We start from the raw sequence: 17,294 nt of genomic DNA on the forward strand, positions 1-17,294 counted from the left end.
ACTCGCGCGCCTTGAACGGGCCTGACCGGTTCTGCTTGGGTGACGATCAATCAATGGGGGGCGGTCCGGACCCGGACCCGCGAGGGGTGCACCCTTCATGCAGACCAGGGGAAGGCGCATGAAGTACTTCCGTCTGCTCGTCCTGGGCAACGGCATCTCGGCGTACGGCAGTTACCTGAACATGGTGGCGCTGAACGTCTTCGTCTACGACGCCACCGGCAGCGCGCTCGCGGCCGGCCTCTTCATGGCCGTACGCCTGGCCACCAGTGTCGTCTCGGGCTGGGTCAGCGGCCGGCTCGTCTCGGTCCACGACCGCAAACGCCTGATGGTCGGCGCCGACCTGTGCCAGGCCGTGGCCCTGCTGAGCCTGCTGCTCGCCCCGGACGGCGTGCGCCCCGGGCTGCTCTACGTCCTGGCCGTGGTGACGGGCGGCTGCTCGACACTTTCCCAGGTCGCGCTGCGCAGCAGCATCCCCGAGATCGTCGGGGCCGAGCACCGGGTGCGGGCCAACGGACTGCTGGTGACCGGGCGTTCGCTTGCCATGATCGCCGGCTTCGCCTCCTCGGGCGTGGTGGTGGCCGAGCTCGGCTACTCCGCCGCGTTCGCCCTGGACGCGGCGACGTTCCTGGTCTCCGCGACCGTGCTGTTCCTGCTCCCGGTCCGCACCCGCGCGGCCGGGAACCCGGCGGGCGGCACGGCGGAGGAGACCTCCGGCGCCGCGCGCTGGACGGTCCGGATGCTGCTGGCCACGGCTCCGCTGCTGATGGCGATGATCGCCGTCCGGGCCGTCGACGGGCTGGGCTCCTCGTCCCACAACGTCGCCCTGCCGCTCTACTCCAGCAGCCTCGACCCCGACCATCCGGCCACCTTCATCAGCCAGTTCTGGGCCACCTGGGCCATCGGCAACATCGTCGCCCAGCAGGTGATCGGGCGGGTCACCCGGAAGACCGGCCGGACGCCGGGGGAGCGGGCGTTCGCGCTCGGCGCCTGCGTGATGTCGGCCGGTTTCATCGTGGTCTTCAGCGGCCTGCCGACCGTGCCCGCCGTCATCGCCGCGCTCGTCGCCGGAGCCGCCGACGGATTCACCGAGACCGTCTACGTGTCGCGGCTGCAGAGCGCCCCCGACGAGCAGCGCGGCCGGCTGTTCGGCCTCTCGGCCTCGGCCGAGAACACCGGCTTCGGCCTCGGCATGCTCGTCAGCGGCGCCCTGCTGGAGCGCTTCTCGCCGCTCGCGGTGGTGGCCGCCTTCCACGGCCTCGCCATCGTCCTGTGCGCGGGCCTGCTCGTGGCGCTCACCCTCCGCGCCAGGCGCGCATCCGCCCCGCCCGGGGACGAACCGGCCGGACGCGACCGGCCCGCGGTGAAGGAGGGACGCGGCTGATGACCACGCACCGGCCCGACCCACGCATGGCCGTCATCGGCATGGCCTTCCGGCTGCCCGGCGCCGACACGCCCGAGGACCTCTGGCACATCGTCCGGGACGGCACCGACCGCATCACCCGCTTCACCGACGAGCAACTGGCCGCCGCCGGCGTGCCGGCCGAGGAGTACGGGGCGGAGGACTTCGTCGGCGCCTCCGGGATCCTCGACGACCTCGCCGGATTCGACGCCCGCCACTTCGCGATGAGCCCGCACGAGGCCCGGATCACCGACCCGCAGCACCGCCTGTTCCTGGAGTGCGCCCAGCACGCCCTGGAGGACGCCGGGTACGCCCGGGAGCGCGACGGCAACCGGATCGGCGTCTACGCCAGCACCGGCTACCACCTGTACACCCTGCAGAGCTACCTGCTGAACAACGTGCTGCCCGGCAACCCCCCGTCCGACTGGCCCACCGCCCTGCAGACGGTCATCGGCAACTACGCCGACTTCGCCGCCACCCGGGTCGCCTACCGGCTCGGACTGACCGGCCCCGCCGTCAACATCCAGACGGGCTGCTCCAGTTCGCTGGTCGGTGTGCAGGCGGCCGCACAGGCACTGCTCATGGGCGACTGCGACATCGCCCTCGTCGGCGCCGCCGCCGTCCACGTCCCGCAGGTGGTGGGCTACCGCCACGTCAAGGGCTCGATCCTGTCCCGGACCGGCCGCCTCAGGGCGTTCGACGCGGACGCCGACGGCACCGTGGGCGGCACCGGCGTGCTGGCGGTCGTCCTCAAGCCGCTGGCCCGGGCCGTCGCCGACGGCGACACCGTGCACGGGGTAGTGCTCGGCTGGGGCATCGCCAACGACGGCGCCGGGAAACGGGCGTACGCCGCGCCGAGCGCCGACGGCCAGCGCGCCGCCGTCCGGCAGGCCCTGCGGCGCGCCGGTGTCAGCGCGGACACCATCGGCTACCTGGAGACCCACGGCACCGGCACCCTCAAGGGCGACCCGATCGAGTTCGACGGGGCGACCGCCGCCTACCGGGAAGACACCGACCGCACCCACTACTGCGCCCTCGGCTCCGTCAAAGCCAACATCGGTCACCTGGACGCCGCTTCGGGACTCGCCGGTCTGGTCAAGGCCCTGCTGGTGCTGCGGCACGGCGTGATCCCGCCGATGGCCAACTTCACCCGGCCCAACCCCCTGCTCGCCCTCGACGACAGCCCGTTCTACATCCCCGGCACCGCCCGGCCCTGGCCCGCGGGCGACGTGCCGCGCCGGGCGGGCCTCACCTCGCTCGGCGTCGGCGGCACCAACGTCCACCTGGTCCTGGAACAGGCCCCCGAGCCGCCGCCCAGGACCGCCACGGCCGCCCCGCCGGACGTGCTCCTCGTGTCCGGGAGCAGCCCGCAGGCCCTCGCCGCCAACGCCCGCGCCTTCCGCGACCGGTTACGCCGTGCTCCGGCACCGCACGCGGCCGACCTCGTCACCACCGCCGCCGTCGGCCGCGCCCACGGCCGCCACCGGCTCGCGGCCCGCGGCACCACCCCGCAGGCCCTCGCCGACGCCCTCGACGCCTGGCTCGCCGGCACCCCCCGGGCGCCCGTCGTCCCGGGCACGGCACCCGCGGAGGGCGGCCCCCCACGGGTGGCGTTCCAGTTCACCGGCCAGGGCAGCCAGTACCCCGGCATGGCCGCCGCCCTCCACGCGCGTTTCCCCGCTGTACGCGAAATACTCGATGCCTGCGAGCGGCACCACCGTGACCTGACCGGTGACTCGCTGCTCGCCGCGCTGACCGCCGGACACGCCCCGGACGGCTCCGGGGAGGACCCCCTCGCGGACACGGATGTGGCCCAGCCCGCGCTGTTCGCCCTGCAGTGCGCCCTGGTACGGCTGTGGCAGGACACCGGTGTGACACCGCACGCGGTGGCCGGGCACAGCGTCGGGGAGTACGCGGCGCTGTACGCGGCCGGGGCCCTGTCGCTGGAGGACGGACTGCGCCTGACCACCGCCCGCGGCCGGCTGATGCGGCGGCGCTGCGCACCGGGCGCGATGGTGGCCGTGCCGCTCGACCGGGCCGCCGCCCTCGCACTGGCCGCCGAAGTCCCGGGACTGGAGCCGGCCGTGAGCAACGGGGACACGGCCCAGGTGCTCGCCGGGCCGGTCGCGGCCGTCGACCGGGCCTGTGCCCTGCTGGACGAGCGCGGCACCCCGGGGCAGCGGCTGCCGGTGACCCGCGCCTTCCACACCGCCCTGATGGAGCCGATGCTGGAGGAGTTCCGCAAGGTCCTCGACGATGTGAGGTTCCGCCCCGTCGCCCTCCCCTTCGTCAGCGCCCTGGACGGGGCGACCCGCCCGCCCGGCTGGACCCCCGGCACGGACCACCTGCTGCGGCACACCCGCGAACCCGTGCGCTACGACCTGGCGTTGGGTGCCCTGGGCGCCCAACGGCCCGACCTTCTGCTGGAGATCGGGCCGCACACCACCCTCAGCGGCCTGGCCCGCCGCGCACTGCCCGGCGTTGTGGCGGTGCCCTCCCTGCGGCGCGGCACGCCGCTCGGCACCCTGTGGGGCGCTGCCGCGGCACTGCACTGCGCGGGCGCGGACCTCGGCTGGGAGACGCTCCTGGCCGGCAGCGGAGGCCGGCGTGTCCCCCTGCCCGGCTACCGATTCCAGCACCAGGACCACTGGACCGGGCCGGAGCCGACGGCCCTCGGCACGGAAACAGCGGCAACAGCGGCAACAGCGGCGAGAGCACCGAGAGCAGCGAGAGAACCGAGAAGGGGAACCGACGTGGTTCAGCAAGAGGCAGCGGTCGCACGGATTCTGCACAGCATCGTCGAGGCGACCGCCCGGCACCTCGGCGGGGATCCGTCCGCGATCGACAGCGACGCGGACTTCTTCGACCTGGGCGCCGACTCGCTGCAGATGATCAGCGTGCTGCGCGAACTGGAGCAGCTGCACCAGGTAAAGGTGACGATGCGTCAGCTGTTCGAGGAGACGGGGACCCCGCGCAGGCTCGCGGAGTTCATCGCCGCGCGCACGCCGGACGCCGGGCAGGCACCTGCGCGGGTATCCGCGGAATGGTCCGCGCCGACACCGTCGGATGCCGTCCCCGATGCCGCGGCGGACGCCACCGCCCCTGGCGTCGCCGATGCCCGGCCCGCCGCACCCGCACCCGAACAGGCCCCGCCTGCCGCCCCGCCTGTCGTCCCGTCGGCCGCGCCCGCCGCCCCCTCGGCCCCCGACTACGCCACCCGGCAGGAGCTGGAGGATCTGGCGCAGAAACTCCAGCAGATGTCCCAGATCCAGCTGCAGATGATGTCCCAGCTCTCCCAGTTGCTCGCACTCCAGACCGCCGCCGCGACGGCCCAGCTCAACGGCGTCAACGGCGCCACCGGCCGCAACGGCACGGTGGCCAAGTGAGCAGCGAGCCGAACGGCGTGTCCGCCGCACTGGACCGGGACCTGGCCGCGATGACCGAACTCTCGCGGCACATCACCGCACAGATGGGCGCGGCCACCGTCCCCACGGCCACCGTCCCCACGGCCTCCGTCCCCACGGCCTCCGTCCCCACGGCCACCGTCCCGACGGCCGACGCTCCCGCCCCGGAGGCGCCGCGCGTGCACGGGCCCCGTGTCTCGGTCACGAGGACTTCCGGCATGGTGCGGGACGCCTCACCGCACGCGCAGCAGGAGCACCTCTCCGACCTCGTCCGCCGCTACACCGCCAAGACACCGACCTCCAAGCGGATCGCCCAGCGCTACCGCCGCGTCCTGGCCGACAGCCGTGCCGTCGTCGGCTTCCGCAGCGCCACGAAGGAGATGCTCTACCCGATCGCGGGCCGCCGGGCGAGCGGGGCGCGTCTGGAGGACGTCGACGGCAACGAGTACGTCGACATCACGATGGGCTTCGGCGTCCTCCTGTTCGGCCACGAGCCGGACTTCGTCACCGAGGCCGTCCGCGAGCACCTCTCCCGCGGCATCCAGCTCGGCCCGCGCAACGTCGAGACCGGCGAGGCGGCGGAACTCCTCGCCGAGCTCACCGGACTGGAACGCGTGGCCTTCGCCAACTCCGGCACGGAGGCGAACTCGGCCGCCATCCGCCTGGCCCGCGCCGCCACCGGCCGCGACAAGATCGTCACCTTCCTCGGCGCGTACCACGGCCACGCCGACAACGTCCTGGGCCGTGCCTCGGGGAGCGGCACCGAGCAGCTCACCGTCCCCGTCTCCCGGGGCATCCCGCGGGCCGCCGTCTCCGACCTGCTGGTCCTGGACTACGGCAGCGACGCCGCGCTGGAGACGATCGCCCGGCACGCCGGCGACATCGCGGCGGTCGTCGTGGAGCCGGTGCAGAGCAGGCACCCGTCGCTGCAGCCGGTGGAGTTCGTGCGCAGACTGCGCGACCTCACCCGCCGTCACGGCATCGTCCTGCTCTTCGACGAGATGCTGACCGGCTTCCGCCCCGCCCCGCGCGGCGCGCAGGAGCTCTACGGCGTCACACCCGACCTGGCCACCTACGGCAAACTCCTCGGCGGCGGCTTCCCCATCGGCGCGATCGCGGGCCGCGCCGACATCATGGACGGTGTCGACGGCGGCCACTGGTCCTACGGCGACGACAGCTACCCGCCCGCCGACACGACCTTCTTCGGCGGGACGTACATCCAGCACCCGGTGTCCATGGTCGCGGCCCGTGCCGTCCTGGCCCACCTCAAGGAGCACAGCCCCCGCCTCCAGGAGCGGCTCAACGCGCGCACCGCCGAACTGGCCGCGACGCTCAACGGCTTCTTCGAGGCCGAGGAGTACCCGCTGCGGATGAGCCACTTCGGCTCCCAGTTCCGCTTCGAGCACCGCGCCGACATGGAGCTGCTGTACCACCACCTGATGCTGCGCGGCGTGCACGTCTGGGAGTGGCGCAACTTCTTCCTGTCCACCGCCCACTCCGACGGCGACATCGAGTTCGTGGCGGACGCCGTACGGGAGTCGCTGCGCGAGCTGCGGTCGGCGGGGTTCTTCCCGGGAGGGCGGATCGTCCCGCCGAGGTCAGGCCCGCACACTCTCGCGCCGCCCCCCGGGCCGGCGGCACCGGACACGGCCGCATCCGGGCGGAATCCCGCGCTGCCCGCCGAGCGGCCCGCCACACAGCCGGACCCGGACCCGGACCGGGACACGATCGCGCCGCCGACGCGGCCCTCGGCGCCCTCGCGGCCGCTTCAGGCCACCGCCCCGGCACCGCCCTCCGAGGCGGCACCCGCCTCCGTGGTCTCCATGGCGTGGAACGCGGCGGCCGCGCGGACCGGCTCCCGCCCGGCACCCGCGAGCCGGCCCGCCACGAGCACCCCCGACTTCAGCGTCTACTTCTTCGGCGACTACCCGCAGGACACCCCGGCGCCCTCCGGCGGCCGGTACGAACTCCTCATGGAGATCGCCCGGTTCGCCGACCGGCACGGCTTCCACGCGCTGTGGATGCCCGAACGTCACTTCCACTCCTTCGGCGGCCTCTTCCCCAACCCGGCGGTGCTCGCCGCCGCGCTGTCCCGGGAGACCGAGCGGATCCGCCTCAACGCCGGTTCCGTCGTCCTGCCGCTCCACGACCCGATCCGGGTCGCCGAGGAGTGGTCGATGGTCGACAACCTCTCCGGCGGACGCGTCGGCATCGGCGTCGCGAGCGGCTGGAGCGCCAACGACTTCGTCTTCTTCCCCGACCGGTTCGGCCGGCACAAGGAGCTGATGTACGAACAGCTCGCGCAGGTACGGCAGTTCTGGCGAGGCGACCCCCTGCGCCGGACCGGCGGTGACGGCGAGACCGAGGTACGGCTCTTCCCGCGGCCGGTGCAGGACGCCCCGCCCCTGCACACCGCGGTCGTCGGCAACCCCGCCTCCTTCGAACTCGCCGCCCGCCACGACCTGGGCGTCGTCACCAACCTGATGACCCAGAGCGTCGAGCAGCTGGCCGACAACATCGCCCGCTACCGGCGCACCCGTGCCCGGCACGGCCTGGACCCGGACGCCGGGCGGGTCGCCGTCCTGCTGCACACCTACCTCGCCGACGACCACGACACCGCGCGCACGGAGGCGTACGAGCCGCTGTCCCGGTACATGCGGGCGTCCCTGTCCGTGTTCAGCGGCGTCACGAACAGCCTGGGGCACAGCATCGACCTGGCCGCCCTGAGCGAGGACGACCTGGAGGCCGTCTTCCACCGCGCCTACGGCCGCTACTGCGACCAGCGAGCCCTGATCGGCACGGCGGACAGCGTCCGCCCGGTGGTGGACGCGGTGACGGGCGCGGGTGCCGACGAGATCGTCGCCCTCGTGGACTTCGGCGTGGCAGCGGACCGGCTGCGCACGGGGCTGCCGTACCTCGACAGGCTGCGCCGCGACTGCACCCGGCGGGACACGCCCGGCCCGCCGCCGCGAACCCCCGCCCCCGCGCGTTCTGCTCCCGCGGCCGAATCCGCTCCGGTCGGTTCCGCTCCGGTCGACTCCGGTCTCGCCCGTTCCGGTCCTGTCCGTTCCGGTCTCGTCCGTTCCGGTCCTGTCCGTTCCGCCCCTGTCGAGGCTCCCTTGTCGCCCGGCCAGGAGCGCATCTGGTTCCTCGAACGCCTGCTGCCCGGGCGCACCGCCTACAACGAGGTCAAGGCGATCCGCCTGGACGGCCCCCTCGACGTGCCCGCCCTGCGCGCGGCCCTGCGCGGGCTCGTCGCCCGGCACGAGGGCCTGCGCACGGTCTTCGAGGAGAGGGACGGCGCGCCCCGGCAGGTCGTACGGGCCGTCGCGGAGCCCGACTTCGAGGTCGTGGACGCCACCCACGCGCCGGAGGCCACCCTGCGGGACGTCCTGTCGGCCGAGAGCGACCGGCGCTTCGACCTGGCGAACGGTCCCCTGTTCGTCACCCGGCTCGTCAGGACGGGCGAGCGCGCGCACGTCCTCGTCCTGTCCCTGCACCACATCGTGGTCGACGCCGCCTCCGCCACCGTCCTCGCCCGCGACCTGTCGGCCCTCTACCGGGCAGAACGCGACGGCGCGCCCGCCGGGCTCCCGGCCCTCACCCGGAGCTACGCCGACCACGCCAGGGAACGGGCCGAGGCCGCGCACGGCCCGCAGAGCGAGGCGGACCTGGCGTACTGGCGCCGCACCCTCGGCGGCGAGCTGCCCGCCCTCGCCCTGCCCACCGACCGGCCGCGTCCCGCCGTCATGACCTCCCACGGCCGGGCCGTCTTCCACACCCTCGACCCGGAACTCTCCCGGCGGCTGCGCGCGTTGAGCCGGGAGCGGCGCAGCACCCTGTTCATGACCCTGCTCGCCGGATACGCGGCGATGCTGCACCGGGTCACCGGCCAGACGGACATCGTCGTCGGCACGCCGTTCTCGGACCGGCCCGAGTGGGCCGAGGACGTGCTGGGATTCTTCGTCAACACCCTGGCCCTGCGCCTGGACCTGTCCGGTGACCCGGCGTTCGGCACCCTGCTCGACCGGGTCCGCACGGCCGCCCTGGACGCCTACGACCACGCGGACGTGCCGTTCGAGAGGGTGGTGCGCGAACTCGCCCCGGACCGTGCGGTCGACCGGACTCCGGTGTTCCAGGCGTTCGCCGAGTTCCAGCGCGCCGAACCGTTCCGCTTCGATTTGCCCGGCATCGAGGCCACGCCCCTGGACGCCGGGCCCGACAAGTCCCTGACGGACCTCACGGTCTACTTCACCGACCAGCCGCACGGCATCCGCTGCCATCTGGAGTACAACACCGACCTGTTCGACCGGCACACCGTCGACCGGTTCTTCACGACGTTCCGTGACCTCCTCGCGGCGGCGGCCGACACCCCCGGGACGCCGTTGTCGCGGCTCGCGCCGGACACCGTGGAGCAGGCGGCCGAGGGCGGACCCGTACCGCCGTCCTGGGGGCGCGGCCCGGTCCGCCCGCCCGCCGGCACCACTGTCCACGAGCTCGTCGCCCGGCGGGCCGCCGCCCGGCCGGACAGTATCGCGGTCGTCGCCGGCGACCGCCGGCTCACCTACCGCGAGCTGGACGAACGGGCCGAACGCCTGGCCGCCGCCCTGCGTGAGGAGCACACCCCGGGCGGCGAGCGGACGGTGGCGCTGTGGCTGCCGCGCTCGGCCGACCTCGTGATCGCCATGCTCGCCGCGCTGAAGGCGGGCCACGCCTATGTGCCGCTCGACCCGTCCCTCGGCCGTGCCCGCGCCGAGCAGGTCGTCGCCGAGTGCGGAGCCCGGGTCGTGGTGTCGACGCGGGAGGCTGCCGCCGCCCTCACGCTGCCGGGGGGCGTGACCGTACTGCCGCCCGGCGCGACGGCCCGGCACACCCCCGGCGCCGGCGCGCCCGCGACCGGCCCGGGCTCCGCGTGCTGCGTCCTGTACACCTCGGGCAGCACCGGTACGCCCAAGGGTGTCGTGGTGTCGCACCGCGGGGTCGTCGACCTGTGCGCGTGGCAGCACCGGCGCTTCGCCCTCACACCGGCCGACCGCAGTGCCGCCGTGTGCAGCCAGAGCTTCGACGCCTCCCTGCTGGAGATCTGGCCGGCCCTGACGGCGGGCGCTTCGGTCGCCGTGGCGGGCGACGACCTGCGCAAGGACCCCCTGGCCCTGGCCCGCTGGTACGCCGAGCGGGGTGTCACCTTCTCCATCCTCCCCACCGCCCTCGGCGAGCAGGTCCTGCGCCTGCCCCCGGCCGACCAGCCGCCGCTGCGTCACCTGCTGCTCGGCGGCGACGTGCTGCGCACCCGGCCGAGGCCCGAGGCGCCGTACGAGACGGTGAACGTCTACGGGCCCACCGAGACCACCGTGCTGTGCACCACCGAGACGGTCGCCCCGCAGGGCCCGGACGCCGCCGGGCCGATCCCGATCGGCCGCCCCGTCGACAACGTGACGCTGAGCGTGCTCGACCCGTCGGGCCGCCCCGTGCCGGTCGGAGCGGTGGGGGAGTTGTACGTCGGCGGCCCCGGGGTCGCCCTCGGCTACCTGCACCGCCCCGGGCTGACCGCCGAGCGGTTCGTCCCGGACCCGGACGGCGGTCCGGACGCCCGCAGGTACCGTACCGGCGATCTGGTCCGCTGGACCGCGGACGGGACGCTGGAGTTCCGCGGCCGGGCCGACGACCAGGTGAAGATCCGGGGCTTCCGGGTCGAGCCGGAGGAGGTCTCCCGCGTCCTCAACTCCCTCGACGCCGTACGCGAGGCGGCCGTGCTGGCGCGCCGCAACGGCCACGGCGAGGCCTACCTGGCGGCCTACGTCGTACCCGCCGGCCCGGCGAGCGCCGATCCGTCCGCTTCGGGCGGCGCCGGTTGGTCCGAGGCGGCGGGTGCCTCGGCCGACGACCGGCAGGCCCGCGCCGACCGGCTGACCGGGGAACTGGCGGCCCGGCTGCCGGAGTACCTGGTCCCGCGCGCCTGGCGGATCCTGCCCGCCCTGCCGGTGACCGGCAACGGCAAGCTGGACCGTGCCGCGCTGCCGCCGCCCGACCTCGTCTCGACGGCCCCGGCCCGGCAGCGGGGCCCTGCCGGTGAGCCGCCGGACGGTGAGCGGACCGACGTCGAACGGCGCCTGCGCGCGCTCTGGGCGGCCGAGTTCGGCATCGACGCCGACGCCCTCACCGCCGACACCTCGTTCTTCGACCTGGGAGGGCACTCGATCACCGCGATGCGCCTGGTCAACCAGGTACGGGAGGAGTTCGGCACCGAGTACCCGATGCTGAGCTTCTACCGGGAGCCCACCCTGCGGGCCATGACGGCCCACCTGACCCAGCCGTCCGCCGAAGCGCCCGACGCGGCGTCCGGCACGGCGTCCGGGGACGCTTCCGGCACGACGTCAGGCGATGCGTCCGGCACAACGTCAGGCGATGCGTCCCTCACGGCGTCCGACACGGCGTCAGGCGACGCGTCCGGCACAGCATCCGGCGATGCGCCCGCCGAGGCACCCGCCCCCGGCGACGGCCTCCCCGGCACGGTGGAGCGCCGGGCCCCCGCCACGCTCCAGCAGGCGCGCTTCGCCACGGTGCACGCCGACCACCGGCTGCCGCAGGTCTTCAACGTCGCCCTGCGCCTCACCCTCACCGGCACCCTCGACGTGCCGGCCCTGCGCGCCGCCCTGACCCGGCTGGCCGAGCGGCACGAGGGGCTGCGCACCCGCCTGGTGCCGTCCGGGGACGGCTGGGAGCAGCACGTCCTGCGCCCGGGGCCCGTCGACCTCCCGGTGGAGGACCTCAGCGCGCTGCCGGCCGACGAGCGGCGGGCCGCCCTCGACCGGGTGAGCGCGGACGTCACCGAGACACCCGTCGATCCGACCCGCGGGACGCCGATGGTCCTGCGCCTGCTGCGCACCGGCCACGACACCTGGGTCCTGCTCCTCGTCCTGCACCACTCCGCCTGCGACGGCTGGTCCGTCAGCCTGCTGCTGAGGGAACTCGCCGTCCTGTACGGCTCCGCGCGGCAGGGCGTACCCGACACCCTGCCCGAGGTGGAGTGCCAGCCGGTGGGGTACGCCCAGTGGCAGCGGGAGCAGGCCGACGAGGCGGCCGGGCAGCGCAAGACCGAGTTCTGGCTGCGCGCACTGGACGGCGTGCCGTTCACCGTCGCCCTTCCGCTGGACCGGCCCAGGCCCGACACCCTGAGCGGCCGGGGCGGGGCCGTGCCCTTCACCGTGCCGGCCGAGGTGCGGTCGGCCGTCGAGCGACTGGCGCGGGAGCGCGGCACGACACCGTTCGTGGTCACCGCGGCGGCTCTGGGCCGGCTGCTCGCGCGCACGTCGGGCCAGGACTCCGTCGTGTTCAACATCTCCTACGCGAACCGCGAGCGCCGCGCGTTCGAATCCCTGCTGGCCTGCACGATCACCGGGTTCGCGCTGCCCGTGCGGGACGGGGACGCCGGTCCGTTCACCGCGCTGACGGACCGCATCGCCCGGACGGCCGTGGAGTGCATGGACCACGCCCTGCCGGTGCGCCGGATCGCCCCCGCCCTGCGGGAGCACACGGGGGCCGAGGTGCCCGACCGGCTGGACGTCGGATTCGCGTACCAGAGCTCCCTGGACGCGGAGGTCGAACTGCCCGGTCTGACCACGGCGGTGGAGGACCTCGCCCCCGCCGCCGCCCGGACGGAGCTCACCTTCGGACTCGTGCCCGCCGGGGACGAACTCCGGGGCTTCGTGGAGTACTCGTCCGATCTGTGGGACCGCGCCACGATCGAGGGCTGGACCCGCGACTACGTCCGGCTGCTGCGCGAAGAGACCGCCCGGGCGCTCGGGGACTGACCCCCCAGCGCCCACCGCCGGGAGGCGTGCCGGCACCGGCACGCCTCCCGGGCAGGTCACGCCGTCCACCTCATTGACAGGTCCGGACCAAACCGGCCACATTGAGAGCGCTCTCACACACTCCTGGAACGCCCCACTCGTCGAATGGAGACAGAGCGTGCCACGAACATTCGGACACCGGGTCAGAGCCCTGGGTCTCGCCCTGGCCGCGGCCCTCACCGGCTCCCTGCTCGCGGCCGGGACCGGTGCACCGGCCCACGCGGCGGTCCCCGCGACCATCCCCTTCAAGATCACCAACAGTTCGGCCCGCGGCGAGCAGGTGTACATCTACAACCTCGGCACGGACCTGGCGACCGGACGCCAGGGCTGGGCCGACGCGAACGGCACCTTCCACCCCTGGCCGGCGGGCGGCAATCCCCCCACGCCCGCGCCCGACGCCTCGATCCCCGGCCCGGCGGCAGGACAGTCGACCACCATCCGCCTCCCCAAGTTCTCCGGCCGCGTGTACTTCTCCTACGGCCAGAAACTGGTCTTCAAGCTGACCACCGGCGGCCTCGTCCAGCCCGCCGTGCAGAACCCGTCCGACCCCAACCGCAACATCCTGTTCAACTGGTCGGAGTACACGCTCAACGACTCCGGACTGTGGATCAACAGCACCCAGGTCGACATGTTCTCGGTGCCCTACGCGGTCGGCGTGCAGCGGTCCGACGGCACCACCGCGACCACCGGCCGGCTCAAGCCCGGTGGCTACAACGGCTTCTTCAACGCCCTGCGCGGACAGCCCGGAGGCTGGGCCAACCTGATCCAGACCCGCTCCGACGGCACGGTCCTGCGCGCCCTGTCGCCGCTGTACGGCCTGGAGACCGGCGCGCTGCCCGCCAACGTGATGGACGACTACATCAACCGGGTCTGGCAGAAGTACGCCACCTCGACCCTGACCGTCACGCCGTTCGCCGACCAGCCCGGCACCAAGTACTACGGCCGCGTCTCCGGCGGGGTCATGCACTTCACCAACAGCGCCGGCGCCGTCGTCACCAGCTTCCAGAAGCCCGACGCGTCGTCCGTCTTCGGCTGCCACCGGCTGCTCGACGCGCCGAACGACCAGGTGCGCGGCCCCATCTCCCGCACGCTGTGCGCCGGTTTCAACCGCTCCACGCTCCTGACCAACCCCAACCAGCCGGACACCAGCGCGGGCGCCTTCTACCAGGACAACGTCACCAACCACTACGCCCGCAAGATCCACGCCCAGATGGCCGACGGCAAGGCGTACGCCTTCGCCTTCGACGACGTGGGGCACCACGAGTCCCTCGTCCACGACGGCAACCCGCGCCAGGCGTACCTCACCCTCGACCCGCTGAACTGACGCGCGGGGCGGACCGCCCCGACGTCACCGCCCCCGCGACCCCGGAAGACCGGGCCGCGGGGGCACCCGGAGACGCGTACGGGGGACCGGACCGCGAACTCGTCGGACGTCCGAGGTCGGACGGGAAGGCTGACGGGGCAACCGGACAGGGACCAGCCGTACGACGAGGGAGCCTCCACGCCATGGGTACTGCCGTCCACGTCCCCCAGACCCGGGACATGATCGGGGAGGAACTCTCCGGAGACGAGGCCTTCACCGCGCTGCGCCACTACGGGGGCCTGCGCCTGCTGACCGACTCCTTCGCCCGCTTCCGCTACGCCGACGGCTTCACCAACGCGCGGGCCCTCGCCTTCCAGGTGGTGCTCGGGCTCGTCCCCTGCACCGTGGCGCTGGTCGGACTCGCCACCTCCGTGCACACCGAGGGGGTGGGCCGGGTCGTCGAACTCACCCTCGGCCGCATCGTGCCGGGCGCCAGCGCGGAGATCGTCCAGGACGCCTTGGACGGGACGCGGCGCACCGCGCACGGCGACGTGTGGGGCACCCTCGCGCTGTGGCTCGGCCTCGGCTTCGCCCTGCTGAACCTCGCCTCGGCGATGGGCCAGATCGAGCGCGGCGCCAACCGCATCTACGGCATCGAGCGCGACCGGCCCTTCCCCCGCAAGTACGGGCGGGCCATCCTCCTCGCGCTCGCCGCGGGCCTGCCCCTGGGGCTCGGATTCGTCGTGCTCGTGGCAGGCGAGGCCGTGGGCGACGCGGTGGCGGACACCGCCGGCTGGGAGGACGGCGGCCTGCCCTGGTGGGACGTGCTCGACATCCCCGTGGGGCTCGCGCTCGCCTGGATCGCCTCCGCCGTGATCTTCCGCTGGTCACCCCGCCGCGTCCAGCCCGGCTACACCTGGCTGGCCTTCGGCTCGGCCGTGCACCTGCTGCTGTGGGTGTCGGCCACCGGGCTGCTCGCGCTCTACGTCGAGGAGAGCGGGGCCTTCGGCGCCGTGTACGGCCCGCTGACCGCCTTCATCGCCCTGCTGCTGTGGGCCAACCTGACGGCCGTCGCCCTCTTCCTCGGCATCGCCTTCGCCGCCCAGCTCGAAGCGGCCCGCGCCGGCATCACCTCCGCTGTCCGGCCGGACCCGGGACCGGGCAGGTGAGGTGACGGACGGGGGCCGCCCGCCCGGCCCCCGGCCGTCAGCGGCCCGCCGCCGCGGTCACCGTCGCGGGATCCACCCCGGTCAGCTCGACGATGCGGTGCGGGGGCACGCCCGCGGCCAGCGCCCGCCCGATCAGCCCGTCCCGGCCGTCGGCGTAGTCACGGTAGGTCAGCAGTTCCTCCTCGATCCCGGCGAGCGACTCGGGCGCCATGCCGTGCCGTACCCGCGTCAGTTCCTCGTCGCTCAGCGGCACCGGCAGCCGCTCCGCCCCCTCGGGCACGGCCCCCCTCTCCTCCGGCGGCAGCAGGCGCAGCTGCGGAGAGGTCGGCACGGCGCCGTGGGCGTCCAGCCAGGCGCGCACCGCCGGCGTCTCCATGCAGGCGAGGTCACCGACGGCTGTGGGGGCCACCCCGAGCGGCACGGACGGGTCGTCCAGCAGGAACAGGTAGGCTTCATCGGTCATCCTCGGCTCCTTCCAGCGGGATCTGGTCGACGTCCCTTTACCCCGCGGCGTCCGGATTACCGCCCGTGTCACACGGCGGCCACCGTGACCCCGATGGCGATGAACAGCCAGCCCGTACCCAGCTCCCAGCGGTGGCGGATCCGCGGCCTGGCCAGCAGTGCGCGCAGCCGCGCGGCGACACCGACGAGGGCGAACCAGTACGCGACACCGACGAGGACGTCCAGGGTGCCCAGCAGGAAGATCTGGCGCGCGACGGAACCGTCGCCGTCGACGAACTGCGGGAGGACGCTCAGGAAGAACAACGCGGCCTTGGGGTTGAGCACGTTGGTGAGGAACCCTTGGGTGAAGGCCTCCCGCAGGCGTCCCCGCCCGGAAGGGCCGTCCGCAGCCGCCGGAGCGGACGCCGGCCCGGGCTGTGACGGCCCCGGGGCGCGGGTGCGTTCCCGGGCGGCCCGGCGGGCCGCCAGCACGGCCCGCACGCCGAGGAGGACGAGGTAGGCCGCGCCCAGCAGCCGGATCCCGTCGAACACCAGCGGCGAGCGCGTGGCGACCACCGACAGCCCGGCGGCGGCCGCCAGCATGTGCACGCACAGGCCCGTCTGGGCGCCCAGGGCCGCGGCTCTCCCTTTCGCGGCGTCCTCGGCCGCCGATCTGACCACCACGAGGAAGTCGGGCCCCGGCACCACATAGGCCACCACCACCACACCGAGGAAACCGACCAGGTCGACCGTCATCCGTAGCCCTCCGCTCGCCGCCCGTGACGTGACGGGCCGGCCGAGTACCCGCGTTCGCGCGGGGCAGCGGGGCGCCACGCCGTCCGTGCGCCGCCGCAGGGCGGCAGGCGGCACCGGCACGGACCTGCCGGTCCCGGCCGCCGCGCGCCTTGTACGGTCGGCGCATGACGGACACCAGGCGTTTCGAGGGGTACGGGGTACTGGTCACCGGTGGGGCCCGCGGGATCGGCGCCGCCACCGCGCGGCGGCTGGCTCAGGAGGGAGCGCGGGTCCTGCTGGCCGACCAGGACCCGCGGGCGGCGGAACGGACCGCGGCGACCCTGCGCGAGGACGGGCTGCACGCCGAGGGGATCGCGTGCGACGTGGCCGACCGGCCGTCGGTGGAGGCCGCCGTCACCCACGCCGCCGACGCCTTCGGATCGCTCGACGTGCTGGTCAACTGCGCCGCCCACTGCTCGCCCGACGCGCCCCTCTTCGAGGACGAACCGGACGAGTCGTGGGCCCGCGACCTGGACGTCACACTGACCGGCGCGTACCGCTGCTGCCGCGCCGCCCTGCCGCACCTGGCCGCCTCCGGACGCGGCGCGATCGTCTCCATCGGCTCGGTCAACGGTCTGCAGGACTTCGGCAACCACGCCTACAGCGCCGCCAAGGCCGGTCTCGGTTCCCTCACCCGCACCCTCGCGGGCCACGCCGCGGCGCGCGGGGTCCGCGTCAACCTGGTCGTGCCGGGCACCGTGCGGACCAGCGCCTGGGAGGGCCGTGACGACGACCTCGAAGCGGTGCGCGGGCTGTACCCGCTCGGCCGGGTCGGCGAGCCGGAGGACGTCGCGGCGGCCGTCGCGTTCCTCGCCTCGTCCGACGCCTCCTGGATCACCGGCGCCACCCTGGTCGTCGACGGCGGCCTCACCGCCGTCAGCACGGGCTTCCACCAGGCGCTGCGGCCTGGGCGATGAGTCCCGGCGGCGGATC

At 74.2% G+C, this 17,294-nt stretch carries 8 protein-coding genes; 6 read left to right on the plus strand and 2 right to left on the minus strand.

All coding sequences use genetic code 11. From position 1 onward, the window contains the following. Window positions 1–118: 118 nt before the first annotated feature. From ACF07N_RS03665 to ACF07N_RS03685, 5 genes are all read left to right on the plus strand, one after another. Window positions 119–1,381, plus strand: coding sequence for an MFS transporter (locus ACF07N_RS03665; protein WP_392107831.1), 1,263 nt, complete (start codon window positions 119–121; stop codon window positions 1,379–1,381). Then, window positions 1,381–4,785: a type I polyketide synthase gene (locus ACF07N_RS03670; protein ID WP_392107834.1), complete on the plus strand. Its 3,405-nt coding sequence runs from the start codon at window positions 1,381–1,383 to the stop codon at window positions 4,783–4,785. The genes ACF07N_RS03665 and ACF07N_RS03670 overlap by 1 nt, the downstream gene beginning before the upstream one ends. Then, window positions 4,782–12,614: a MupA/Atu3671 family FMN-dependent luciferase-like monooxygenase gene (locus ACF07N_RS03675; RefSeq protein ID WP_392107837.1), complete on the plus strand. Its 7,833-nt coding sequence runs from the start codon at window positions 4,782–4,784 to the stop codon at window positions 12,612–12,614. The genes ACF07N_RS03670 and ACF07N_RS03675 overlap by 4 nt, the downstream gene beginning before the upstream one ends. A 157-nt stretch (window positions 12,615–12,771) precedes the next feature. Beyond that, the gene (locus ACF07N_RS03680) at window positions 12,772–13,977 is read left to right on the plus strand and encodes a glycoside hydrolase family 64 protein (RefSeq protein WP_392107840.1); all 1,206 of its coding nucleotides are present in this window, start codon (window positions 12,772–12,774) and stop codon (window positions 13,975–13,977) included. 182 nt (window positions 13,978–14,159) lie between these two features. After that, entirely contained in the window at window positions 14,160–15,125 is a 966-nt protein-coding gene (locus ACF07N_RS03685) for a YihY/virulence factor BrkB family protein (protein WP_392107843.1), read from the plus strand. A 37-nt stretch (window positions 15,126–15,162) separates the two neighbouring features. Here the strand turns inward: ACF07N_RS03685 and ACF07N_RS03690 are convergent, their stop codons facing one another. Further along, window positions 15,163–15,588, minus strand: coding sequence for a DUF6003 family protein (locus tag ACF07N_RS03690; RefSeq protein WP_392107846.1), 426 nt, complete (start codon window positions 15,586–15,588; stop codon window positions 15,163–15,165). 68 nt (window positions 15,589–15,656) lie between these two features. Next, complete coding sequence (locus ACF07N_RS03695; protein ID WP_383335497.1) at window positions 15,657–16,322, minus strand: LysE family translocator; 666 nt, start codon at window positions 16,320–16,322, stop codon at window positions 15,657–15,659. Window positions 16,323–16,486: 164 nt separating this feature from the next. Here ACF07N_RS03695 and ACF07N_RS03700 point away from each other — a divergent pair, with 164 nt between their 5' ends. After that, window positions 16,487–17,278 (plus strand): SDR family NAD(P)-dependent oxidoreductase, encoded by a 792-nt coding sequence (locus tag ACF07N_RS03700; RefSeq protein ID WP_392107849.1) that lies wholly within the window; start codon window positions 16,487–16,489, stop codon window positions 17,276–17,278. The last annotated feature ends 16 nt before the right edge of the window (window positions 17,279–17,294 follow it).

Origin of the sequence: Streptomyces sp. NPDC015242, assembly GCF_043079125.1 — a bacterium.
In the GTDB taxonomy this organism is placed as follows: domain Bacteria; phylum Actinomycetota; class Actinomycetes; order Streptomycetales; family Streptomycetaceae; genus Streptomyces.

Coding starts and splice junctions, on each gene's coding strand:
- ACF07N_RS03665 (WP_392107831.1), top strand. CDS start 119: ATGAAGTACTTCCGTCTGCTCGTCCTGGGCAACGGCATCTCGGCGTAC.
- ACF07N_RS03670 (WP_392107834.1), top strand. CDS start 1,381: ATGACCACGCACCGGCCCGACCCACGCATGGCCGTCATCGGCATGGCC.
- ACF07N_RS03685 (WP_392107843.1), top strand. CDS start 14,160: ATGGGTACTGCCGTCCACGTCCCCCAGACCCGGGACATGATCGGGGAG.
- ACF07N_RS03690 (WP_392107846.1), bottom strand. CDS start 15,588: ATGACCGATGAAGCCTACCTGTTCCTGCTGGACGACCCGTCCGTGCCG.
- ACF07N_RS03695 (WP_383335497.1), bottom strand. CDS start 16,322: ATGACGGTCGACCTGGTCGGTTTCCTCGGTGTGGTGGTGGTGGCCTAT.
- ACF07N_RS03700 (WP_392107849.1), top strand. CDS start 16,487: ATGACGGACACCAGGCGTTTCGAGGGGTACGGGGTACTGGTCACCGGT.